Raw genomic sequence first — 23,841 nt, 5'->3', positions numbered from 1 at the left:
ATGAGTTCTATCAGTGGTGTAGTCAATAGTACAAGTATCAATGTAGGGGCTAAAATCACCTCCAACGTTGCAGCTGATTCGGCTACTCAGCAAGCCACAGCCAGTCACGTGCCAGATATCGCTGCCAATGCAGCTTCTGCTAGCGCCTTAGCTAAGCCGCTCCCAAATACAGGCGCCAGCACCACAGTGGTATTATCAACGGCTGCACAAGATAAGCTCATCACAGAGCAAGGCAGTGCTAAAGCAAGCAGTTCAACGGCTACAGGCTCTACAGCTGACGGCGTCAAAGCCGAAGAGGAAGGTGGCGATTTAGAGTCGTTTGTATTTGGTGCGCTAGGGCTCGATCACCCCGAGGAGATCGATGAGAACGGTGACCCTTCATATTCTGCAGGCCAATATGTTAAGGCTGCTGCCACGGTTGGTGGCATGATAGCGATGTTTATTTAGACTTCGTCTAAAAATTGTTTTTTACCAAGCTGCGCTTGAGCTTTAAGTTAGACTGCGTCTAACAACTAAAGTCGTGGGATTCCATCCCACACCCGGGCAAGGAGGACTGCTCGTCCTTATCCTCCTTGCATCCACCATGACGCCCCAGACGAAGTTGTTGATCCTCATACTTCAATAAAAATCGCCTAACGGCTCAGATGGGACATCCATGTCCCCCCGATCCTGAACCATCATCCATGATGGCTCTACGGCATTTTTATTTACGCACTTCGGCAACTCCGATGGGGGTAGGTGTTTTCTATGAGTCTTGTAGAAAATTTACCCTGACCGATTTATTTCTTTCGATTCAACCTCAATACCAATGCTCACTTTGCTCATTTCTGTGCATGTTTATCCAATAATACCAAGGTAGAGTGCTTATAAATCAATAGCTTTTCTTCAGTGAAAATTAAATAATAGATTTATTAAATGTGCTCGCGTTTCGCCGAATACGTGCGCATTCGCACTATACAAATGTTATATGTGTTGGAGGATTATGCGCAAACTAAAAACGTCTCATAAGTTGAGGGCATTTGAAGCTTCAATTGAAACAGTTTCGAAGTTGTTAGCAATTTACTTTGTGTACCTCATTTTTAATTGGTTGGTTGGAACTTTACTGGGGAAAAACTTAGCTGAAGATACTTTATTGAGTCTGCTTCTTCTCCCAGCTCTTTATGTTTTGAGAGATGCAGACCATATAGTTGATCCATTTACCGTTAGGGTAACTTTGTTTTACGACAAAATATCAGTAATCCGCGGGATCTCGCCACGAGTCAATGATACTCTTGAATATCAAAGTGTTGAAAATATTGAAATAATCACACCGATACTAGGTTGGTTGTGTGGCTACGCGACGGTTAGGCTTTACTCTCCTGGTGGCAGTGTGGAAATCCCTTACGTATACAGAGCAGAAAAAGTAGTCCGTATTGTAGAGAAACTTAAGGAAAAACACATATAAGAAATTGTTCAATAGTGATTCGGCACGCGTAGCATTTTTACCATGCGTCAGGTTTAGTGGTTAAGATGGTATGCGGAGGCTTCGATATTGCGCGCCTCACACTTTAACAAGGCGTTATAAGCCCAAGGGGAAATTAGTGACAATAGTTGAAAAGATCGTATCTCGGGAAATAGAAGCTGTCATTATTTATGAATCCGAAAACGTTATTGCTTTCGCGGATCATAGCCCTATTAACTTTGGTCACGTGTTAATTTGTCCAAAGAAGCCTTTTGAGTCGTTTATTGATTTGCCCCCTGAGGTAAACTTGGAAATACAAAGCGTCGCCAAAGAGCTTTATCAACGTATCGCGACCAAGTTTCAACCTGATGGAATCTCATTTATTCAAAACAACGGTAAGTTTAATGAGTTAAGCCATTATCACCTCCATATTTTTCCTCGCTTTGATAATGACAAGTTTGGTTGGTCAAGTAGTGAACTTGGTGTTCAAAGCATAGAAGAGCTACGCACATCACTGGCAGGCTTATAACAAGCTGATCAACAGTAGAAATAGCATTGACCCCCATTGTTAATATCAAGGTTAGCACTAAAACCAAGATGTATTACAGCACGACTGTCTAGAGTCGCTTTAGTCTAATACCGTGTTATATCGAGTCGCTGTAAATAAGGATTTAAAATGGACTTATCAAGACACTCTCAACCCACGCAGCTCTCCCAACTCACGCAGCTGCGCTACAGTTACTTTGCTGTGCCGGTGATTTATATTCTTGGCGTTGTTTGGTTGCCTGCGGCGGCGCTATGGATAGGCTGGCTTGGTTGGGTTGGGGTTAACTGGTACCGCATCCAATCGCCCGTTTTAAAACAAGGTTATTGGGTTATATTGCAATCGCTTGGCTTGCACCTAAGAAATCCAGTAATGACACCCATTGTTTATAGCATGTTTTTGGCCCGCCACTTATTGTTGATTTAGCATGGGTAGCTTATGTTTTAACTTATGTTTTAACCACGCATTGGGTGAGTCCATATAAGTAAAGTGTATCCTGATCAAACATTTGACTTGCTCCAGCTCCAATATCCCTTTACGCTGCGTGACATTCGGCTGAATAAGCCAAAACGCCTAATGTCGGTACCCTGAATGTTGCGAAAACCCACACCCTACTCTAAGCGCAAAACCCACAACCTGTTTAAAAGCAAACTCAAACGCGCTCTGGGCAGGATAAACTGGAAACGGTTCTGCTCAATCACGCTTTTGGCTGCACTGGCCTATGCTGCCCTCTATTACATTAACTCACCGGCCAGAGTCGTAATGAACATGAGTATGGCGGACATGATCTACAACAGTCATCAACTCTCAAGCCAACAAATAGAAGAGGGCGGTGGGCAGGCACACTATCAAATGATTATAGAGGAACTGTCTGCATTCGGTATTGACCCATACACCAGTCTTAATGATGTATTGCAGGACCATCCACAAATCGCTTCAGTGGAGATAACACAAGACCGGGATTGGGAATACCCTGTTCAGGGAACCTGGGATACCGCGCCGGGCTTTTACGTGAGCGTCTGGATAACAGAAAAACACCGCGATGCCGGCTACAGCGCCAAATTTTCATTGCGTAGTCCGTTGCACTTGCCTTTCAATTATCAATTCAATAACATCACCGGGTCAAAATGGATAGACACACCACCGGCCCCCAAGGCGCTGGCTGAAAGTCATATGTACTATGCCGAAACATTCAGGCAAACCGATAAAACTCCGTGGGAAGTCGTCTATCTATTACAACACAGTGAGTTTCCCCCCTTAACCTACGAATCAAAAGCCTCTGACATTTAGCAATAATGTCGTCCTGTCGTGACACCTAACGTTGATGGCATGTTTTTTACCCTCCCTTGTTGATTTAGCATGGGTGGCTTATGTTTTAGCATGCCCGAGTGTGAGCTGGAAGCTCACGACCTTTATCAAGCGAAGCTTGATTGTATTGCCTTAGGGATACCTTAGAGAGCAAGGCCTAATACCAGAGAAAAAAACAAGATGTATTACAGTACGACTGTCTAGAGTCGTTTTAGTCTTAAACCGTTGTTGGCTAAAGTCGCTGTAAATAAGGATTTAAAATGGACTTATCAAGACACTCTCAACTCACGCAGCTACGCTACAGTTACTTTGCTGTGCCTGTTATTTATATTCTTGGCGTTCTTTGGTTGCCTGCGGCGGCGCTATGGATAGGCTGGCTTGGTTGGGTTGGGGTTAACTGGTACCGCATCCAATCGCCCGTTTTAAAACAAGGTTATTGGGTTATATTGCAATCGCTTGGCTTGCACCTAACGCTGAATTTGGCTGCCTTTGCCTCAGCTTGGGGAGCCAACATATTTAATCGTGGCGGGCTATTTTCCGGAGGCGGAGGTGATGATTTTCTTTATCTGCTTGGCTTAGGTTTGCTGGCGTTGGTGTTGCTGGTTATTAGCATGATATGGCCATTGATAAAACTTGTGAAAGGCTATCAAGCCTTGATGAATAGTCACAAGGATTGCACTGAGGGCTGTAGCGTCGATTGCAATAAAAAAGCTTGTGCGGATGTTGAGGATAACAATAGTGAAGCGGTTTAAGCTGTCGCAGATTTCAATATTAATGTGGTTTATGTTTACCATGTTCTCTTGTGCTGTAGGGGTGGCAACTTATGCTGTGCATCAGTCTCATGCTGCTTTTAATTGGCCAACAGCTAAAGGGATGGTCGTGAATTGCTGGCTCATTGAGCGCTATCATGAAAGAAGCAGCGCCGATTCTCATTACGAGGTTGCTATCGAGTATTTCTATGCTGTTGACGGCAAAATCTACCACAAGAGTAATAAGACCGACATCACAGGTGCCATCCCTGGTTATTCTTTGGAGGAGGCCGAAGCCTTGGTGGCAGAGTTTCCTCGTGGCAAAAAGATCCAAGTGCACTACAACCCCAGCAACCCCGATACAGCAGTTATCAAGCCAACAATGCATCTGTTTATAATTGTGATTTTGGCTGTGTTCTCTTTGATATTAATACCCGTCTGTTATCTGATGTATCTGCAAATGACCTCAGCCGCTGACAGCTTTATCGTTCGCAATGTGTAAACTCTGATCCCTTTTTAGGATGGTTGGGTCAAGGAACATTGGGTCAGAGTAAGATTTAATTTAAGAGTTAATGTGGTGCAAACTGAATCTGTTTTTTTAGCCATAATTCAAAACTAAATAAGATTATTTAGTTCCCAGAAAACATCTATTCCCTATCGAAACTGCCGAAGTAGGTTGAAGACTGCTTATCTAAAAAAGTGTCATGATGCGCACAGGGATGTGGGCATCGCTTTCTTGGGGCAGGCCGCTCCTTGGCATCTGACCTATAGGGATATTGGAAGTGTTTATTGTGGCAAGTTTTATTGTTCACAACGCACACTCGACAGAAGTTTTCAGCGGGTTACTGGGCTACCCCTTAAACAATGCCAATCAATGAACCGCTTGGAAAAGATGCTAGAATATGTGTATCAACTAGATTCAGCAGAACTTGATTGGGTGGATGTCGCCTTAAAGTTCGGCTTTAGCGAGCAACCTCATTTGATCCGCTACCTAAAGAAGCTGCTAGGCTTTACCCCAAACCTATGAAAAAGAGCGTGGGCTGACCATTGATGCTTATGGCGGTGTCAGATCTAATTCTCTTTAAGCTTGTCGAATTTAAGTTTTTGAATTTAAACTGTCGGAAATATTCAATTGTCTCTGGCTAAATGCCTCTAAGATGAATACAACCATTAGATGTGAGAAAACAGTACGTGAATAGCCAAACTCCAACACTTCAACAACTTGGATGGAAACCATTTTTTCAGCAACAGCTGAGCTTAGAAGACCTAACTGATTTTGCTATCGGTCGAGTAATGGAACAGCATCGTGACCGTATCGTGGTGATGTCGGAGCAAGGGCTGCAAAGTCTCACTTTTACTGTGATTGATGAGAAAATTTGTGTTGGTGATTGGGTGTTATTTGATGACCAACTAAGATTGCATCGAAGTCTTGAACGTCAGTCACTATTCGAGCGTAAAGCGCCCGGGTCTAAGGTGGCGACTCAGCTGATTGCAGCCAATATCGATATTGTCATGATTGTCTCTTCTCTGAATCATGACTTTAGTTTGAGCCGAATTGAGCGCTACCTCACCCTCGCCCGCGAAGCGATGGTTGAGCCGGTGATCCTGTTAACTAAATCTGATCTGTGTGAAGATGCCGATGCTAAGCGAGAGCAAGTACAGCAGTTAGACTCTATGTTGCAGGTGCATACTCTCAATGCGCTTGATAGCCAAGATATTAAACTGCTTGAAGCGTACTGTCGTAATGGTAGAACCATTGCCTTTATGGGCTCATCTGGCGTGGGTAAATCAACCCTAGTTAATAGCTTGCTGGGCTTTGAATCTCAGCAAATAGGCGGCATTCGCGAGGATGACAGTAAGGGGCGCCACACCACAACACACCGGGCACTCAAGGTATTAGCAAGCGGTGGCGTTCTAATGGATACCCCAGGAATGCGTGAATTACAGCTTGCTGGCAGTGAGCATGGTGTGAGTGAAACATTTGCTGAAATTACAGAGCTTGCGCAGCAATGTCGCTTCTCTGATTGCTCCCATGATTCTGAACCGGGTTGTGCTGTGCAAAGAGCCATCAAAAATGGTGATTTAACAGAAAGGCGTTTGCATAGTTTTCAGAAGTTACTCAAAGAGCAAGCACTCAATGGTGCAACGCTGGCAGAGAAACGCAGTAAAGACAGAGCCTTAGGGAAACTCATTAATAGCGCTCAACATGCAGCCAAGCGTTTCAAAAAAGGTTATTGATATTTTCGAAAGTGAAATGTGGGGTCAGAGTAAACTATTCGAATCTTAATACTCTGTTCTTCTATCTTGAACCATAAATCAATCGCTAATTGGTTGGAATAGCTTACAGAAAACACTGTTCCCCATCGGAGTTGCCGAAATAAAGATGACTCTTTACCCAAAATAGTGTCGTGGAATCATCATGGATGATGGTTCAGGCTCGGGGGGACATGGCCGCTCTTTGGCATCCATGCCATCGCGGCATTTGTGAGTCCATTCACATCAGATGTCCCATCTGAGCCGTTAGTCAATTTTTATTGGAGTATGAGGATCAACAACTTCGTCGGGGCGGCTCGGACTCTTTATGAAAGAAATGGTCAAGAGGGGGTAGCTGTAGTCACCCTTTTGCCCGTGTGTGAGCTGGAAGCTCACGACCTTGGTCAAGCACTGCTTGATACTCAATCTCAGGTTTGGGTGACTTAACCTTATAAGTCACCAAAGGCTTCGAGCCACTCTTCGTCAGTGAGTTCTCTGCGCGGCTTTTTCTTGCCAAAGCCTTTGATAATCCGGCCCCTTAATGGGTTATCGGTAAAAGCGTCATCACCCATGTAAGTGACCGAAGTCGGGATCAAAACATAGGTTATGGCATTATCTGCAAACGCTTCAGAACCAATGTCAGTTACCGAGTTAGGAATGGTGATGCTTTGAAGTTCATTTCCCCTAAATGCGCCTAAACCGATTTAAGTCACGGAATCAGGAATAGTGATGCTGGTTAACGCATTAAATTGAAACACTCGCTCATTAATTTCAGTCAGTGAATTTGGCAGAGTCAGGTGGGTTAAGGCATTCTTGGCGAATGCACCCTCTACGATTTCTGTCACAGAGTCTGGAATATCGACATGAGTTAATGTGTTTTCTGCAAAGGCATAATAGCCGATTCGAGTGACAGAAGTCGGAATATCAATCTGAGTTAGGGCATTGCGTCGAAACGCACTTTCGCCGATTTCTGTTACTGTATTAGGAATAACGATGCTGGCGATTGGGTTCTTTGGGAACTCTTCGAATTCTTCGCTTAACTCCTCAGCCTCTGAAAAAGCATAGTCCCAGATCTTAGTAACGGGGATACCATCAAAATTATCGGGGATAATGATGTGTTGATAATCACCATGATACACATCAATTCGGCCTGTTTTTTTATCAAACGATACGTCATCTAATGTCAGAGTATGTGGCTGGCTCACGGTGAATTCTCTCTTTGCTTTAGGATCATTTGCTTGAGGTGCATTTGCTTGAGGTGTAGGGCTTGGTGTTAACTCGGCTTGATGCGCGGGGCTTTCTTGTATAGAAAGCCCAAACAGCATAGCAACGAGAACACCACTTAACATGCGAGATAAGTTGATGCCAAGGAGCTTGATATTAAAGAGCTCGATATGACATAGGTGAATATCAGTCTTCCATCCAATCTAAATTTGGCATGGCATCTAAATGCTGGTTGTAACGTTTTTCGTTAAACGAAGCACCATTTAGCATCACATCACTGACTTCAATCGCTAGCGCACATGCCATCCATTGAATCGCTTCTTCACGCGGCGTTCCTGTCATCACCAAACGCATCAAGGTCTCTTTGACCTTTTTCGGTTCGCCGTCGGCGATCTGATTTTCGACTGTTTCAATAAGGGTTTCTTCAGTCATGTAACTTTCTTGCTGGTTGTCCATTTTTACGACTCTGTAATGTAATTGGCGCTATTATGCCGCAAGCTTGAGATGAGCAATAGATTTAATCGAACCTTAATACGAATAAAGTAAATAGGGGAAGAAGTGAGTTACAAAACTAACAGGGAACGCCGATTTTCCTATCGGAAGTGCTAGCGATTTATCTAGTTTGTTAGTCGAAGTCTAACGTTAATTCTAGAGGCCAAAGCCAAAGTTGATCCCCATTATTGGGGGATCAATATTGTAAACTCTGCATCTGGGTCAGGCGGCTCAATGTACGTCTGAACTCAAAACTAAGCGCGCCGCCAATATACAGCTCATCCATAGACACAGCGGCTTGAATATACAGCTCCACTCCTTGGTCATATAACTCATCTACTAAGCTGATAAAACGCCGCGCGGGGTCATCACTCACCGCGTAAGACAGTTGTCTATTGCCCGTTTCAAAAGCAGCAGTGTTAAATGCAGCCGTTTCAATAGCGGCAGTTGTATTGGCGCTTTCAATTACAGTGGTTGTAAAGTGCTGGGCGCCATCTTCGGTGCCGCGGGCCCTAATCCAACTGCGGGGCTCGCCGCCTAATACAGGCACTTGAGTCAGCAGTACTGTGCTGAAGCGGCTGGCGATGTCGATGTAATCGAGCTGCGAACGTGGGCCGTCACACAGGGCGTCGAACTCAAACCAGGCCACTTTGGAGGTGTATTTTACGGTGTCGATTATGCGGCCATGAATTAACAGCGGCGCTGAAATTAATGCACCTGCATTAGTATCGGTATCAGCATTAGAGCAAGCGCTAAAAATGCGCTCAAACTGTTCAGTCACTTCGTTAGCTTCAGCAGCCAACTCTTGAGAGTGCGTTTCAACAAAGTAGCGCTGGGTCTGGCTTTTTGCTGTTACCTGATGAAAACGATGGTCCTGCTCGCCACTCAGGTGGATTTCTTGGGTAAAGGTATTTAATAGATCTATCGTGGGTAAAAATCGCTGTCGTTGTAAGCCATTTTTATATAGCTCATTAATCGGGGTATTAGAGGTGGCGATTAAGGTAATACCTTGCTCGAATAGCGCTTCAAACAGCTTGGCTAAAATCATGGCGTCGCCAATATCACTGACAAAAAACTCATCAAAACATAACACGCGGCACTCTTTGGCGACCCGTTTGGCAATGCGCTTGAGTGGATCACGATTACCCGCTTCGCTAATCAAGTCTTTATGGATCCGTGCCATAAAGCGATGAAAGTGCAATCTAAGCTTAGGGACGTTAGTTTTAGCACCACCCTCAAGGCTATTGTAAAACAGATCCATCAAATAGGTTTTACCGCGGCCAACATCACCCCATAAATACAGCCCCTGACAGACTGGATTTGCATGGCCATTCATTTGAGGCATTTGAGTTAGCCGCTGATGCAATTGCTCGAGCGCATTAACGGCTTGGTGCTGCGCGCTGTCATCAATAATCAGCAGCCGCTCTACCTGCTGCAGGTAGCGAGCCTGTGGACCACTCTGTGACAGCGGCTCATCACTGCCGCCGTGTTCGACCTGTTGGCTGATTAAGTTGCAGGCTTGATTAGTCATGGTTTCACATAGGGCTCATTACGTTAGATGGCGAGAGTATATCAGCTTGATCGAGGATGTTGGGCACAGCTATACGTGAGTATGCCTAATGATTAACGTGCATCGGCTGATGTTGTGAGGGTGATATCTGCTAACTATTAATCATTAACTATTAACCACAGGCTATCGATTATTTAGCGAAAACGATAATCCACCCTCAACAGCATGAAAGTGGATTATCTTAACGTACAAAAAACGACAAAAAACGACAATAATTACCACAGGCCTTTGGATTTTACTCGGCTTGCTCGCTCAAGTTGAGTCGCTAAGTTTGGTGCCTCATCGTTCGCACCTGCGCTGGCAGGTGTTTGGGCTAATTGGCTAGATAGACTTTTTATCTGTGCCATTAACTTGTCCTGCCCCTGTTTAAGCTGACTAAATTGCGCGGCTAAATCAATTTCTGCATGAGGCTGCACCGTGTCTGCTACGGCGGGCAAGTTATTGAACAGTTTACTTAACTGCTCCTGCCCTTGTTGTAACTGCTCAATTGAGCTTAGGTTCAATGGCTCGCTTTGCTGATTAGGTAAGCTAGTGCCCTCAAGCATAGAGGTTAACTTTAGCCACTGCTGCTCAGATAAACCGTTATCTTCACTCGATTCTAAAGACAGGCCCGCTGAGCGGATCTGGCACACTAAGGTTTGGCAGTTCACCTTATCTTGTAGCAGAGTCTGAGTGAGCATAGACGGCAACTGCGGCGCCAATTCATGCAGGAATAATCCCGATAGATAGAGATCGCGATGAAACTGAATACGGCGCTGTAGCACGATATCAGTCTCATCATTACGCGCTTTTTCCTGCTGCTGCCAACCCCTTAGGGTTTTTATGGCGTAGCTGTGGCTGTCATAGATTTCAGGCTCTAGACCTACATTGAATCGAATGCGCATAAGGGTCCCTTTAAGCCGCGTCGCTTGGCTCTGCCGCGTGGTAGCAGCAGATCTCGCGTGATAGCGCTTCTTGCGGATCTTTCACCATCACAATCTTTTCGCCCAGCGACGGATACGCATCGCGGATCGCGCTTTCAATCAGCATCGCGCCGCCACCCACTAAGTAGATGCGGTTTGGATTACGGGTAAAGGTTTTAGCTTCATAGGCAACAGCCGCACCGAGCTCGGCAATCTTGTCTTCGATACGCTCAAGTACCCAGTCTACCTTGCTGATATCGTTAATGACTTCTTCAACAAACTCGCGGTTATGGCGGCGCTTAATGAGCTCGTTAGCCACTAAGTAACTCGCGTCGCTGTCTGCCGCAGATAAGGCTTTTCTCGCTGCGTTGGTGACCATAGACACGCCAATCTCGGCATTGCCATAAACAGCCGATACATCGTCAAATTCACCGACAATCACGCCCATATCTAAGGTTGTGCCACCGCAATCAATCACTAATGATTTAGCGAACTCGTTAACGCCTGAGTCCATCAGTGTGGTCAACACGGCCGGTAGGCTTTCTGGCAGCACTTCAACGTCAACAATGGTAAATAGCTCGCCCTTGTTAAGCGTAATTTCGCGCATCAAGTTAGCTTTTTTACGTGCGATATTTTCTTCGTTTTTCTGACAATCGTCAGCTTTGTAGTACTCGGTGATGGGCAAGGTAACCAAAATACTGACAGGACCTGGCTTTACACCAGTTTGTAGCAGAGCATGGTGAACAGAAAGTAGGTTTAAGTCATCATATTGAAAGGCAACATGAGTGGTAGAAAGTGCTTTGTCAGATGTGGCATCGTAGGTGTATTTAGTCGATGCGATTTGGTAGTTAAATACTTTGCGGTCACTGAGTAAAGCAGCACTTTTCCAGTCCTTACGAAAAGAGTTAGGTGAGGTAACACTACGCACTTGACCGTTGTCAATCCAGCTAATTTTTACATTGGTAGAGCCATCATCGATAGCAAATTTGGTCATGCTCGAATGCATTACAGTTCCTTAAAATAAACCCAATTTTGCAAATTAATGCGACCGCAACTTTGAAGAACTGAAATCTAAATGTGATTTATTTTTTAAGGCTGATATCTCAGTCGCAAACTTGATAGTTTGGCGCTTGAAAAAGCATCAATAATCGGTGGTGTAAATTGGCGGGTCAGTGGTACGCCATCACCGCTATGCAACCCCTATGTCACCACTGTTATGTGATAGGGGTTGTCATAGGGATGGCCATAGGGATGGCATAGCCTGAATGTCGGCAGATGAGCAGAGCGTTATTGTCGCCACAGCGAGTCATATTGGCTAATCGACACTGGCGTTAACAATGTTCCACTCGGGCAATTTTTGCTTAATATCTTCGCGTATTTTGTCACTATCGCCTCTAATCACGATATAGGGCGTATTGTTAAATACCGAGCTGGCAATCTGTTGTAGCTGTGCAGGGGTTAAGGCTGCCAACCTTGCAGCCTCTTTTTGCTCGCGCTCAGGTTCATAGCCGCGCACTAACTGCTTTATGCTATCGAACTCGACGGCGCGGTAGCTGGCTTGGCGTAGCATCTGCTGACTAGTGAGGTAGTTCTTTAAGGTACTAACCTCTGCCGTTGATGCCGGCGTTTGGCTTGCTAATGCTAAATGATCTAACACGCCGCTGATAAAGGCACCTGAGTGCTCAAGCTTAGTGCTGCCGTAAAACTTAAGTGTGCGTGATAGTGGATTATCAAAGCAGCGGCCATAGATGCCGTAGGTTAGCCCGCGCACTTCGCGTAGATCGTAATAAAGCCGGCCTGAAAAACTGCGCCCAAGCCAGCTGGCCAGTAGTTTACAATCTTGAATGCTATCCTTGCTTGTATCTCTGGCATCCAGTGGGTAGCCGATACGTACCTGTGTTTGTACGCTACCAGGGGCATCGATGATAAACAGTGTCTTGTTATCATTGCTGATATCGACTGCAGGACTGATAGCTGGGATGACAGCAGGGCTAGAGTCCATCACGGCACTCGAACGCGTTGTCAATTTGCTGCTCGCCGCTGAGTTTGCGAGCTGGGCAGTAGAGATTAACGAGCTAAATTGCTTTGTCACCGCAGAAGTAAACTGCTTGTCTTGTCCAAGGCTTAGATTGGCAAACAGCGCCCAGTTAGATTGGGCAAAAATCGTGTCTCTGACTTGGTTAAGCTTGGTTAAGTCAAGCTCATCAGCAAGGGTTTTGTCGTTGAGCACTTGATTATAAACATGTTGCTCACCGAGGATTTTTTTAGCCCACACATCATCAATTTCGGCGCCACTGTAGGCATTGATATGTTTAGCCAACTTGAGTTGGCGGCGCACATTGGCGATGTCTATTTCGTTAAAACTCCCTATCTCATCAAAACTGCCTATTTGGTTAACACTAGCGGCTTGCCAAAACTGCATTAACAACTCACTAGCAAGAGCGGGGGAGTCGGGGCAATCGATACTAATAGTCAGGTTGTGCATGCTTGGGCGAATACGCAGACTCTCAGCGCAGGCTAAGTTTGATTGCTGCGCTAAGTAGCGGATTTTTTCGCGAAAAGCATTCACCAGCACATCAAGATTTGCCATCGGAGTTTGGCTATAAGCCACTAGCGACAGATGATTTAACCCAGAGGGCGTATCGTCAAATAGGTACAGTTCAAGCTCTGGTTTTAACTGAGGCTCAAGTACAGAATCAGAATCAGAATCAGGTTCTGCTTCAATTTCAATCGGCAGCACTACACGCTCAATGGGAGTGGCAGCTTGATAGGTTAGTGCGGCAATCTCTGGTGCGCCCTGCAACTTATCAAATATTGGCAGCTGCGGCTCAGCGGTTGGGGTAAATGTTATCTGGGTTTGCTGGCAGCCCAATAGACTTAACATTACGCTTAGCAGTAGCGTGCCACAGGTTAGTGGCTTAAGTTGTTGCTTCAGCGGCTTTTCAATATATGGCTTCATCACATTACTCCCTCTTCAAGGCTGTCGGTCATTCCCTTAGGCAAGAGTTCTAAAACTGACTTAGTGGCGCGAATATACCAAGGCGGAAGCAGGTCGAGACGAACGCCATTTTGGCTAAAATAGCCTTGGGCAATAGCTTGCAGTTGTGCAGGGGTGACGGCGTTAACTCTCTGCCACGGCCCGGTCAGTGGATGATGCTTATCTTGCGGGGCTGTGGCCGACAGTGCTTTTGCTAGTTGTGATGGTGAGTCTAAACGCGCTAGCGCTTTATTAAGCCAAATTTGTTTTAGCTGACACAGTTTGGCAGCTGATATCGGCTTGTCTGTCACTGTGTCGATTAAGCCCTGCACATTTTCAGTGAGCCTATCGAGCGAAGTGCGCGCGCGTGGCACTAATACTAAGTTAGTTACGCCGTGATGGGTCATCGTTAACGGGATAGAGTAACTTAACAGCTGGTCGGGGTCGTTAAGGCTAGTGCCTTGAATGAGGCTGCTTTTGTTTTGAAACAGATAGGCCTCAAGTAAGGCTAATCCGGCTGCATCGGGTGAGTTGCTCCCCGCAGTGTGCCACGCTAATAGCACCGCAGGCCAGGGGCCTCTCTCATCGATAATCTCACCATGCACAGGCTGTGGGGTTATCTTAAGATCACTTAATTGTGTCCGCTCAATGTTGGGTGCTTGCCAGTCACCAAACTGCTCATCTACCCAAGACTGGGTTTGAGCTGGAATATCGCCCACCAAGCTTAACTGCATGGCATCGGGGCGGTAATAGCGTTGATGAAAAGCGTTTAAGCTCTCGGGTGTGGCCGCCTTGACATCAGCCACGCTGCCAATCACCGCATGACCATAGGGCGTATTCTCAACTTGCGACAGTAAGAACTCCATCGCGCTGCGCACATAAGGCTGATTATCTATGCTGGTGGCCATCTCCTCGAGTACAGCAGCTTGCTGATTTTTTACCGTCGTCTCATTCAAGGTCGGATAACGAAAACGGTCGGCCTCAAGCCACAAACTCAGCTCGAGTGCTTGGGAGGGCACGGTTAAGTAGTAATTGGTGAAATCAAAAAAAGTGCTGGCATTAAACTGGCCACTTAAGGCGCTCATGGTTTGAGTATAACTGTCGCCGGGGGCATGTTTACTGCCCTTAAATAACATGTGTTCAAACAGGTGAGCATAACCGGTCTGGCCGTTAACTTCATTGCGGGAGCCCACATCAAACTGGCTGGCAATGGAAACGGCTTGTGTATCGTCTAAAGGCAGAATCCGAACTTGAAGACCATTATCAAGCAGACGATACTGCAATCGCTGCTCGGCATGAAATAGCGGCTGAGCAAGCGTGCTCAGCTCACAGGCTTTAGGCTCATGTGTGTCCTGGGCGCTCACGGGCAAAGAGAGCATGAGTATCGATAACGCAGTAATGGAGTGGGTTATTAATCGCTGCAATTTAGTCTTAATTCCTTTTAACGGCCTTTTTAGCATGAATAAACAGGCCAATTTATATCAGCTTAATCTACTGAATTATATAGGCGATATCAGCCAAGGTTTTATTTAATGCCGATACGTTTAGCGAGTCGGTGCAGGTTACCGGAGTCGACATCTAGCGCTCTGGCCGTTGCCGCCCAGTTGTTGCTGTTAGCGACTAATGTCTGGCTAATATATTGCGCCTGAAACGCTTCAGTAGCTTGTTTTAGCGTTTGCTCAATGGCTATTGTTTGGCGGGTTTGCGTTGCTGTTTTAAATGTTGTCTCAAACTGCTGCTTGTCTTGACCACGCAAGTCAAAGTGTTGCGGGGTGATCACCGCAATATCTGACTGAGACTGCGCTCTGGACAATACCGCCGCGCGGCGCAAAACATGTTCAAGCTCTCGTACGTTACCCGGCCAATCATAGCTATTTAACAGGTTAATACTGTCAGGGCTTAATCTCAGGCTCTTTAAACCGAGTTTTTCTCTGCTATGCTCGACAAAAAAGCCGCTTAATAAGATTACATCGCCTTCGCGCTCGTTTAGCGGTGGCACTATGACTGGGAATACGCTTAAACGATGATAAAGATCGGCCCTAAAGCGTCCGGCCAAGACTTCTTGCTTGAGATCTTTATTGGTGGCGGCGATGATGCGCACATCAACCTTTAAGCTTTTATCAGAGCCGACTTTTTGTAAATCGCCATACTGTAATACCCGCAATAATTTTGACTGTAAGGACAGTGGTAATTCACCGATCTCATCTAAAAAGAGGGTGCCTTTATCGGCCGTCTCGAACTTTCCGCTACGATGGCTAATCGCGCCAGTAAAGGCGCCTTTTACATGACCAAATAACTCACTTTCAGCAACGGACTCAGGCAGGGCGGCGCAGTTTAAATACACCAGCGGTTTACCTGCTCGCAGCGAACGCTGGTGGATTGATTTGGCAACCAGTTCTTTACCGGTCCCCGTGTCACCTAAAATCAACACATTAAGGTCGGTACTGGCTACCACATTAAGCTCGTTTTGCAGTGTTTGGATAGCAGAGGATTGACCAATAATTTCCACTTCACTGTCTGAGCTATTGTGGTTGAACGATGGCGGCTCTTGAGATTGCAGCGCCTGTTTTTCTAGCTTTTCGATAAGCAGGGCATTGTTAAGTGATGCCGACGCGATAGCGCTTAAGGTGCGTAGCTCTTTATCGCTAAAGCTATTGAACTGCTCTGGGTCAAAACCGTCGATAGTGACCGCGCCGATAAGCGCGCCGTTAGCGACTAAAGGCAGGCCAATACAGGCGTGCACCATTAAATGGTCTTCTTGATGGGGAATTAAACCATCGTAAGGGTCGGGCAGTTTACTGTCGGCTGGAAATCTTACCACATCACCCGCGCGAGCGATGGCCTCAAGTCTTGGGTGCTCGCTCAATATAAAGCGCCTGCCAAGTACATCGGGACTCAAACCATCGATAGCCAGTGGGGTAAAGTGTTTACCGCTAAATTGCAGCAGCGCGGCGGCGTCACAGTGCAGAGTTTGACGTATGGTATCAAGAAGTCTTGAGTATCTATCGTGATCTGACAGCCCTGATGTGATATCCAGTGCTATACGGGTAAGGTCGCTTTGACTCAGTGACATTGGCGCTCCAATTTCAGGTTAATTCGTTAACCTTGGACGAGTGTTATAGCGTGCACATTCCAGTGTGCTGATACTAGTTGCTGATACTAGGATCAGCCTAGGTCACTCGGGTGTGTCTTTTTAACAGTATTTAGCTATGGGCTGTCGATGTCAATTTTACACTTTGACTAAAGTGGGGGAGTTAGATTGCATCTATGGCTGCTGGCCATCAAACTTTGTTTGACCTTTAAGTTAGACTGCGTCTAACAATCAACATCACGGGGCTTCGCCTGCAGTTATAGCTAATCAAACTACGTTTGATAAAAGGTCGTGAGCTTCCAGCTCACGACCCTAGTCAGGCGTAGCCTGATACCTTTAGCTTTGCTAGAACCTAGAACCTAGAACCTAGAACCTAGAACCTAGAACCTAGAACCTAGAACCTAGAACCTAGAACCTATTTATATAGCGAAGCATCACCCTTATTAGGCCGTGTCTTAAACCGTCTATGTAACCACATATACTGCGATTTATTACGGCTAATAATCTCTTCGATAATCTTATTGCCACGCTTGGCATCTTCAATCTCATTCTCGCCGGGAAAGTTATCTAACGGCGGCTGGATCTCAATATTGTAGCCTGTGTCGTCACTATTACGCTCAACAAAGAAAGGCAACACTTTGGCTTTTCCCAGTCTGGCTAGAGTGGTGGCGCCGGTGATCGTTGCGGCTTCGGGTACATTAAAGAAGGGGATGAAAGTGGCGCTTGAACGGCCAAAATCTTGGTCGGCGGTATACCAGATAACGTTAGGCTCGCGCAGGCTGCGTACCATCTGGCGTAGGTCGCGTTTGGGGACTAAGGCTTTGTTCGAGCGGAGCCGACCTTTAACCTGTAAGTATTCCATCACCGGATTATTGTGCGGGCGATACACGCCAACACCGGGCTGGAACTGACCAAAAATACGGGCGCCTATCTCTAGAGGCAGACAATGGACCGCAAACAGAATCACGCCTTGACCACTTTCTAATGTCTGCTCGACATACTCTTGGCCTTTTATTGTCATGTGTTGCTGAATTTTTTCATCAGACCACCACCAAGCATTTGCGGTATCGAAGATAGCTTTGCCTGTTTGCTCGAAGTTTTGCGTCAGTAACTGTTGCATCTCGCTTGGCGACATCTCGGGGAAACATAGCTCAAGGTTGCGTCTTGCGGTTTTTACTCGACTGGCTATTAACTTCATGCCAAGACGGCCGATTGCGGCGCCCATTTTCATCTGAATTCGAAGCGGTAATAGCTGAGTTAAACGCATAAAGCCGACGCCTAACCATATAAGCCAATACTTAGGGTGATAAAGGTGAGATGTAAATTGCGCTTTTTCTACCACGTAATTCTCGAGTCCATTGAAAAATTACTCATTATTCTAACTCAAAAGCGATTAGAATTAGGTACAATCACAATTAAATTTTGCGAAAGATATAGGCACTATGAAGATTTCTCTGCCAGCATTTGAAAAAGCCAAGGTTCTCGTTGTCGGTGACGTAATGTTAGATCGCTATTGGGCGGGCCCTACCGCGCGGATCTCACCTGAAGCTCCTGTTCCTGTAGTTAAAGTTGAACAGCTTGAGGATCGACCAGGCGGCGCAGCTAATGTGGCAATCAATATTGCAACTCTAGGTGGCAGTGCAAGTCTTGCGGGTATTGTGGGTGAAGATGAAACCGCTGACGCGCTTACTCTAGGCATTCAGACCCTTGGGGTCGAGCCGAACTGGCATAAAGTGGCTGGCAAACCGACTATCACTAAGCTGCGTGTTATGTCGCGTAACCAGCAGTTATTGCGTTTAGATTTTGAAGAAAACTACTCTGAAGCTGAGAGTGAAGCGCTGTTAGCACAAACCTTGCCGGAACTGGATAAGGTCGATGTCGCGGTGTTATCTGATTACGCTAAAGGGGCATTAATTTCGCCACAAAGCTTTATTGCCGCCGCTAACGCGAAAGGCGTAAAAGTGTTGGTTGACCCTAAAGGCAGTGATTTTGCAAAATATCGCGGCGCGTACCTGTTGACGCCAAATATGAGTGAGTTTGAAGTGGTGGTGGGCAAGGTTGAGTCTGAGTCGGACTTAGTGACTAAAGCGCAAGGTCTGCTTGAGGCGTATGACTTTACCGCTATGCTAGTGACTCGCTCTGAAAAAGGCATGACCTTGATTACTCGCGACCAACCTGAGCTACATATTCCTACCGTTGCTCGTGAAGTTTTTGATGTAACGGGCGCGGGTGACACGGTGATTTCAGCTTTAGCAACCGCCATTGCCGCGGGCAGTGATTTGCCGCAGGCCTGTGCTATCGCGAACACGGCAGCAGGCATCGTAGTGGCTAAACTTGGCACCTCGACGGTGACCCGCCTTGAGCTAATTGAAGCGTTATCGCTTAATCATGGTGAGTCTGGTTTTGGGGCGGTCAGCGAAGATCAACTGGCCTATGCGCTTGAGCAGGCAAAGCTACGCGGTGAGCGTGTGGTGATGACCAATGGCTGTTTTGATATCTTGCATGCAGGCCATGTGAGTTACTTACAACAGGCTCGCGCTTTGGGCGATCGCTTAATTGTGGCGGTAAATACTGACGCATCGGTTAAACGCCTTAAAGGTGAAGGCCGCCCGGTTAACACCGAAGATAGACGCATGACGGTATTGGCAGCCCTTGCCTCGGTGGATTGGGTGGTACCGTTTAGCGAAGATACACCGCAACGTATTATCTCTCGCTTACTGCCAGACCTATTGGTTAAAGGTGGCGATTATAAAGTGGAAGATATTGCCGGTGGCAGCGAGGTCATGGCCGCCGGTGGTCAGGTCAAAGTCTTGTGCTTTGAAGACGGTATTTCAACCACGGCGATTATCCAAAATATCATGGCTAATCAGTAGTATTAACGTTATATGATGAGCTCGCTTGCCGTCACTTTTGCGCTCAGTGTCGGTACTGCAAGTGGCTTTTTATGGACAGATATTGGTCCTAAAAAAGCCCTTGTTTGCGAGCTAAATCTGCTTGAAACTTGTGTTACCCAGCTTCCGCCATCAGCTCGTCGTCAACTTCCCACTCGGCTCAACGATTTACACTATCTACTCGGTCAGCGGGGCGCGATGGTGCTGCCTCTACGCCATGATCATATTGCTGGTTTGGTGATCACTGATTATGAGCAATTACCGCGTAGCCAAACGATTAATTGGGGCGTGGGCCACTTCTCCTTGCCGCTTAAGCAGCAGGCGCAATTAACTTATTGGCACGAGCTTGGGCATCTGTATGCCATTGACGCGTTAAGTCGTCAGGGGCAAACGATTACAAGCCCATATCAGCACGAGTGGTTGGCGGATCTGTATTTGGTTTGGCGCATTGCGCTTGAGACTCAAAGTTTAGATCTCGCATGGCAGCAGTACCATAGACGTAATCTCGCGGTGATGGCTGACAGTGAGTTTATATCCCACTGGTCGGTGCCCGTGCTCGCGCAGGTACTTGCGCATTATTCACTTGAGCAGCTAAATCAATTTGATAGTTTTAATGACTTTTGGCGCGACATATCGCCTCGACTCGTGCTGCATGACAAAGATACCCTCAATGAGTTTTCTAGCCTTATGCAGCGCACTTTTGGTGCAGGAACCGTGCAACCTTTGCCGGGTTATATCTATTGGCGCAAAGCAACATTGGGCGAGTATTTAACGCCAACCTTGGTTGAGGTGATGGGGCAAACTGCAGCCGCTGACTGGCTTAGCTCGCAACAGATGACGGCTGAGTAAGAGCTGAATGAGAGCTGAATGGAAGTGATTGATTTAGGCATTGATAAAGTACTTTTGCTACAGTATCGCCATATCGATTTCAGTGAAGTGGTGTTATGGCAAAGCGTACTAAAATCCAAACTAAACAGACCATACAACAGATCCTCGATGAGGCGATGAAGCAGATTTTAGATCTGGGTTACGATGCCATGTCATATTCAACTTTGTCTGAGGCAACTGGCATTAGCCGTACCGGGATCAGCCATCACTTTCCCCATAAAATCGACTTCCTAAAACAGTTAGACTCACGCATCGCAAACCTGTTTATCGAACGCTTAGACTTCTCCTGTATTCAATCGTTACAAAATTCGTGGAAAGCCTCATTAAAGCTACCTTACTTTAGATCGATTATCCGTTTGTTCTTTGCCATTTGTGGCTCTAACCAGGTGCATGTTGAGCGTTATAACGCTATCAGCTTGGCCAGTGAAACGGCCGTAAAGGAATTGGGCGAGCAGGGAAGGTTACTGGTTAACGCTTTGGTTGGTCAGAGCGCGTTAGTGCTATTTGGCGAGCCCAATGAGGTTACCCGTTAGTATAGAGTCCACGATAAAAAGGCCGCAATTGCGGCCTTTTTAATGAGCATTAATTTAGTATTAGAAGTGCCACTGCAGGTAAACACTCTGATAGTTACTGCCGCCGCTAATACGGCCGAAGGCTGAACTTGACTCAAAGATCCCCGACCTGTGGTGAATGCTATAACCAAACCACATGTTTTCCATCTTGGCAGAGTTAAAGATATCGCCTACGTTGACGTCCAATGAGAAGTCTAAGTAGTTAAGTAATTTAGAGGGTTTGTAATCTTTAATTTCTAACTCGCTTCCCTCGATATGGGTGACGTTACTGACATAAGATAAGCCTTCTGCGACACCCAGTCTAAAGCGTGGACCCAGATCGAAGGTGTAGAATGCTTTTACGGCTATTACAGCTTCGGCAATATCACTTTGTACCTCTGAGCTATGGTGCCAAACCAGACCTGGGGTCAGGTATAAGTCGATAGGGAAATTAAACAAACTATCGGTGAGCTGAGTACCATAAAATGCCGAGGTCATCTGGTTATTGTATGGGTCGGTCTTGGTTTGCCATTTCAAGATGGCATTAAGGTTGGATGGTGTTGCCCAGCCGTGGGCGATGCGGATATATTCACTACCCTCTTTACGCTTAGTGGGGGCTGGTTGCGCTGAGTATTTTTTGCTATTAGGTTCAGGGAAGAAACCAAAGCCTAAGAATGACTCATATTGAAAGCGGTTATTAATGGTTGGCAAGTTGTAGACATCGTCTTCGAGACGACCAACGCCAAACTGTCCGAGCAGATATAGGTTGCTGAACACATGGTAGCGTGCTTTCACACCGGCGTTAACACTCACACCACCGCCTACATCGTATTGATTTAAGCCGTAGTAGTAGTCATTAAAATCAGCGCTTTTCCATTGAAATTCTGCATAAGGCTTGACTCTCCAGTCACCAGACTCCCAGTGATATTGGGTGCGGCTATAGGCATAACTGCGTTTATGAGAGTCGGATAAAAAGGCCAGGTCAACATCCCACTCATCTTTAACGAAGCGATATTGTAATCCAAAATCAAAGGCTTGAGATTGGGTGTCGTTTTGCAGTTCTTTGGGGATGTCGACAAAACGAAAACGGGTGTAGAGGTTGATCTGATGGTTGTCATTTTTCCAGATATGACCCGCAGCTTCCATTCCATTAATGTAGAAATAATCATTTTTAAAATAGATTAAAGGCAGGGTGTCGTATACCTCATCGTCTTCGGTTGCATAAGGAATATCGCCGCGGCGCATGCCAATGCCTATGCCCCAGTTATCGCTCCATTGCACTTTTGTGTCTTGCGCTAATTCGACGGGGGGCGGGGGCATTTTTGTTTGCTGGCTATTTTCTGCGGCCTGCAATGCGCTCATTGGTGCTAATAGTGTAAGGGGGAGCAACGAAAGCATTTTTTTTATCATATTATTTTCTTTTTAGCGCGGGGTACTGTGAGCTAGAGTACTGCTTTTTAACCGTGAATTACATAATTTTAACAACGACAAGTTAAATAGAACTTAATACCAATGTGGAATAAAAATAAAAGGCCGCATTGGCGGCCTTTTGGTGTTTAGCGATTAAACATTACTGCTAGTCAGCTTCTTTTAAGCTCTGTGTTAGCTCCACAATGGCCTTCTTACCATCGCCAAACAACATCAATGCGTTGTCCATGGCAAATAGCGGGTTAGGCAAGCCAGCAAAGCCTGGGCTCAATGAGCGCTTAACCACAACCACTGTTTTGGCTTTATCGACGTTAAGAATAGGCATGCCGTAAATTGGGCTGCCCTTATCTTCACGCGCCATTGGGTTGGTTACGTCATTGGCGCCAATCACAATCGCGACGTCAGTCTGTTCGAACTGTGGGTTGATCTCATCCATCTCAATCAACTGCTCGTAAGGCACTTCAGCTTCAGCAAGCAAGACGTTCATGTGACCAGGCATACGCCCTGCAACTGGGTGAATCGCATACAGCACCTGTGTGCCACGTGCTTCCATCACCGAGGCCAATTCACGCACGGCGTGCTGTGCTTGCGCCATGGCTAAACCGTAACCAGGAACAATCACTACGCGCTCGGCAGTTTCTAGTAGCATGGCCACTTCTTCTGGTGAAGATGACGTCACTTTACCCGCGTAGACTTCGTCGGCATCAATGGTTTCACCGCCTTCAGCCATCACACCAAACAGGACGTTAAACAGTGAGCGGTTCATGGCTTTACACATGATTTGCGTCAGGATAATACCCGATGCACCAACCAATGAGCCCGATACAATCAGTACTGTGTTGCCAGTGATGAAACCTGTGGTCGCTGCTGCAATACCTGAATATGAGTTAAGTAAAGCAATAACCACTGGCATGTCTGCGCCGCCAATGGGTACCACAAGTAGCAAGCCTAGAACCAGTGACACTGCGACCAAGGCGTAGATCAGGTTGATGTTGCTTGGATCCATGACGATAGCGATAGCAAGACCAATGGCACTGATAAGCAATAGTGCATTAAGCACCTTGTTGCCCGGCACCTTGATCGGGTTACCTGAAATCAGTTCTTGCAGCTTTGCAAACGCAACAAATGAGCCCGAAAGCGTGACCGCACCAATAATCACAGTCGCGGCAATAGACACAAGTGCAACCGTATGAGTTGCTGAGGTTGGATCAAGGAAGTTAGCCAATGCAATAAACAGTGACGCACCGCCGCCGAAGCCGTTTAGCATCGCAACCATTTGTGGCATTGAGGTCACTTGAATTTTGGTCGCCATAACAGCACCAATCGAGCCACCCAGTAACACACCAGCAATAATCCACTCGTAGCTTAAAATGCTTTGGTCAAACAGGGTGACCACTACCGCGATAAACATACCGAGCGCTGAAAGCTGGTTACCCCTAACGGCTGTACGTGGTCTAGTTAGCCCTTTAATACCTAAGATGAATAAGCATGAAGCTACCAAGTAGGCGAGGTAAATAATCGTCGTACTCATA

Annotated in this window: 25 protein-coding genes; 13 read left to right on the top strand and 12 right to left on the bottom strand. The window is 46.4% G+C overall.

What is annotated here, in order from left to right:
- The 10 genes from ACVBIU_RS02805 (at position 1) to ACVBIU_RS02760 (ending at position 6,742) form a co-directional block, all read left to right on the top strand.
- The gene (locus ACVBIU_RS02805; RefSeq protein WP_447159398.1) at positions 1 to 447 is read left to right on the top strand and encodes a hypothetical protein; all 447 of its coding nucleotides are present in this window, start codon (positions 1 to 3) and stop codon (positions 445 to 447) included.
- Between the two features lie 535 nt (positions 448 to 982).
- Positions 983 to 1,444, top strand: coding sequence for a PH domain-containing protein (locus ACVBIU_RS02800; protein ID WP_447163011.1), 462 nt, complete (start codon positions 983 to 985; stop codon positions 1,442 to 1,444).
- A 136-nt stretch (positions 1,445 to 1,580) separates the two neighbouring features.
- Positions 1,581 to 1,970 (top strand): HIT family protein, encoded by a 390-nt coding sequence (locus ACVBIU_RS02795; RefSeq protein WP_447163010.1) that lies wholly within the window; start codon positions 1,581 to 1,583, stop codon positions 1,968 to 1,970.
- Positions 1,971 to 2,117: 147 nt separating this feature from the next.
- The gene (locus tag ACVBIU_RS02790; protein ID WP_447163009.1) at positions 2,118 to 2,411 is read left to right on the top strand and encodes a hypothetical protein; all 294 of its coding nucleotides are present in this window, start codon (positions 2,118 to 2,120) and stop codon (positions 2,409 to 2,411) included.
- 165 nt (positions 2,412 to 2,576) lie between these two features.
- On the top strand, positions 2,577 to 3,275 hold the full coding sequence (locus ACVBIU_RS02785) for a hypothetical protein (RefSeq protein WP_447159400.1): 699 nt from the start codon (positions 2,577 to 2,579) through the stop codon (positions 3,273 to 3,275).
- A 278-nt stretch (positions 3,276 to 3,553) separates the two neighbouring features.
- Positions 3,554 to 4,045, top strand: coding sequence for a hypothetical protein (locus ACVBIU_RS02780; protein WP_447159401.1), 492 nt, complete (start codon positions 3,554 to 3,556; stop codon positions 4,043 to 4,045).
- Positions 4,032 to 4,544, top strand: a complete 513-nt coding sequence (locus tag ACVBIU_RS02775) for a DUF3592 domain-containing protein (protein ID WP_447163008.1) — start codon at positions 4,032 to 4,034, stop codon at positions 4,542 to 4,544. Before ACVBIU_RS02780 ends, ACVBIU_RS02775 begins: the two co-directional genes overlap by 14 nt.
- 219 nt (positions 4,545 to 4,763) lie before the next feature.
- A complete protein-coding gene (locus ACVBIU_RS02770; RefSeq protein ID WP_447163032.1) occupies positions 4,764 to 5,069 on the top strand; it encodes a helix-turn-helix domain-containing protein in 306 nt (101 codons plus the stop codon).
- Between the two features lie 164 nt (positions 5,070 to 5,233).
- Positions 5,234 to 6,280: a ribosome small subunit-dependent GTPase A gene (rsgA, locus tag ACVBIU_RS02765; RefSeq protein WP_447163007.1), complete on the top strand. Its 1,047-nt coding sequence runs from the start codon at positions 5,234 to 5,236 to the stop codon at positions 6,278 to 6,280.
- 246 nt (positions 6,281 to 6,526) lie between these two features.
- A complete protein-coding gene (locus ACVBIU_RS02760; RefSeq protein WP_447163006.1) occupies positions 6,527 to 6,742 on the top strand; it encodes a hypothetical protein in 216 nt (71 codons plus the stop codon).
- Between the two features lie 2 nt (positions 6,743 to 6,744).
- On the opposite strand, the gene ACVBIU_RS02755 is transcribed toward ACVBIU_RS02760, so the two are convergent.
- From ACVBIU_RS02755 to ACVBIU_RS02710, 10 genes are all read right to left on the bottom strand, one after another.
- Positions 6,745 to 6,999, bottom strand: a complete 255-nt coding sequence (locus tag ACVBIU_RS02755) for a leucine-rich repeat protein (RefSeq protein WP_447163031.1) — start codon at positions 6,997 to 6,999, stop codon at positions 6,745 to 6,747.
- Positions 7,000 to 7,644 (bottom strand): leucine-rich repeat domain-containing protein, encoded by a 645-nt coding sequence (locus tag ACVBIU_RS02750; RefSeq protein WP_447163005.1) that lies wholly within the window; start codon positions 7,642 to 7,644, stop codon positions 7,000 to 7,002.
- Between the two features lie 61 nt (positions 7,645 to 7,705).
- Positions 7,706 to 7,951 carry a hypothetical protein gene (locus ACVBIU_RS02745; protein WP_447163004.1) on the bottom strand — a complete coding sequence of 82 codons (246 nt, stop codon included), beginning with the start codon at positions 7,949 to 7,951 and terminating at the stop codon, positions 7,706 to 7,708.
- Between the two features lie 256 nt (positions 7,952 to 8,207).
- Positions 8,208 to 9,542: a cell division protein ZapE gene (zapE, locus tag ACVBIU_RS02740; RefSeq protein ID WP_447159410.1), complete on the bottom strand. Its 1,335-nt coding sequence runs from the start codon at positions 9,540 to 9,542 to the stop codon at positions 8,208 to 8,210.
- 254 nt (positions 9,543 to 9,796) lie between these two features.
- On the bottom strand, positions 9,797 to 10,465 hold the full coding sequence (locus tag ACVBIU_RS02735; RefSeq protein ID WP_447163003.1) for a hypothetical protein: 669 nt from the start codon (positions 10,463 to 10,465) through the stop codon (positions 9,797 to 9,799).
- A gap of 10 nt (positions 10,466 to 10,475) precedes the next feature.
- Complete coding sequence (gene parM / locus ACVBIU_RS02730) at positions 10,476 to 11,489, bottom strand: plasmid segregation protein ParM domain-containing protein (RefSeq protein WP_447159415.1); 1,014 nt, start codon at positions 11,487 to 11,489, stop codon at positions 10,476 to 10,478.
- Between the two features lie 309 nt (positions 11,490 to 11,798).
- Positions 11,799 to 13,442, bottom strand: a complete 1,644-nt coding sequence (locus ACVBIU_RS02725) for a M16 family metallopeptidase (protein WP_447163002.1) — start codon at positions 13,440 to 13,442, stop codon at positions 11,799 to 11,801.
- On the bottom strand, positions 13,442 to 14,839 hold the full coding sequence (locus tag ACVBIU_RS02720; RefSeq protein ID WP_447163030.1) for a M16 family metallopeptidase: 1,398 nt from the start codon (positions 14,837 to 14,839) through the stop codon (positions 13,442 to 13,444). The genes ACVBIU_RS02725 and ACVBIU_RS02720 overlap by 1 nt, the downstream gene beginning before the upstream one ends.
- A gap of 146 nt (positions 14,840 to 14,985) precedes the next feature.
- On the bottom strand, positions 14,986 to 16,533 hold the full coding sequence (gene norR / locus ACVBIU_RS02715; RefSeq protein WP_447163001.1) for a nitric oxide reductase transcriptional regulator NorR: 1,548 nt from the start codon (positions 16,531 to 16,533) through the stop codon (positions 14,986 to 14,988).
- Between the two features lie 433 nt (positions 16,534 to 16,966).
- Positions 16,967 to 17,893 (bottom strand): LpxL/LpxP family Kdo(2)-lipid IV(A) lauroyl/palmitoleoyl acyltransferase, encoded by a 927-nt coding sequence (locus tag ACVBIU_RS02710; RefSeq protein ID WP_447163000.1) that lies wholly within the window; start codon positions 17,891 to 17,893, stop codon positions 16,967 to 16,969.
- A 100-nt stretch (positions 17,894 to 17,993) separates the two neighbouring features.
- On the opposite strand from ACVBIU_RS02710, the gene hldE reads away from it, so the two are divergent.
- The 3 genes from hldE (at position 17,994) to ACVBIU_RS02695 (ending at position 20,863) form a co-directional block, all read left to right on the top strand.
- Complete coding sequence (hldE, locus tag ACVBIU_RS02705) at positions 17,994 to 19,424, top strand: bifunctional D-glycero-beta-D-manno-heptose-7-phosphate kinase/D-glycero-beta-D-manno-heptose 1-phosphate adenylyltransferase HldE (RefSeq protein ID WP_447162999.1); 1,431 nt, start codon at positions 17,994 to 17,996, stop codon at positions 19,422 to 19,424.
- Between the two features lie 12 nt (positions 19,425 to 19,436).
- Positions 19,437 to 20,291, top strand: a complete 855-nt coding sequence (locus ACVBIU_RS02700; protein ID WP_447162998.1) for a hypothetical protein — start codon at positions 19,437 to 19,439, stop codon at positions 20,289 to 20,291.
- Between the two features lie 95 nt (positions 20,292 to 20,386).
- The gene (locus ACVBIU_RS02695) at positions 20,387 to 20,863 is read left to right on the top strand and encodes a TetR family transcriptional regulator (protein ID WP_447159421.1); all 477 of its coding nucleotides are present in this window, start codon (positions 20,387 to 20,389) and stop codon (positions 20,861 to 20,863) included.
- 60 nt (positions 20,864 to 20,923) lie between these two features.
- Here ACVBIU_RS02695 and ACVBIU_RS02690 read toward each other — a convergent pair whose 3' ends face one another.
- A complete protein-coding gene (locus ACVBIU_RS02690) occupies positions 20,924 to 22,291 on the bottom strand; it encodes a MipA/OmpV family protein (protein ID WP_447162997.1) in 1,368 nt (455 codons plus the stop codon).
- 166 nt (positions 22,292 to 22,457) lie between these two features.
- A complete protein-coding gene (locus ACVBIU_RS02685; RefSeq protein ID WP_447159423.1) occupies positions 22,458 to 23,840 on the bottom strand; it encodes an NAD(P)(+) transhydrogenase (Re/Si-specific) subunit beta in 1,383 nt (460 codons plus the stop codon).
- Position 23,841: the final 1 nt, after the last annotated feature.

The sequence above is a fragment of the Shewanella sp. 30m-14 genome (assembly GCF_052977125.1).
This window is presented reverse-complemented; position numbering and strand designations above follow the sequence as displayed.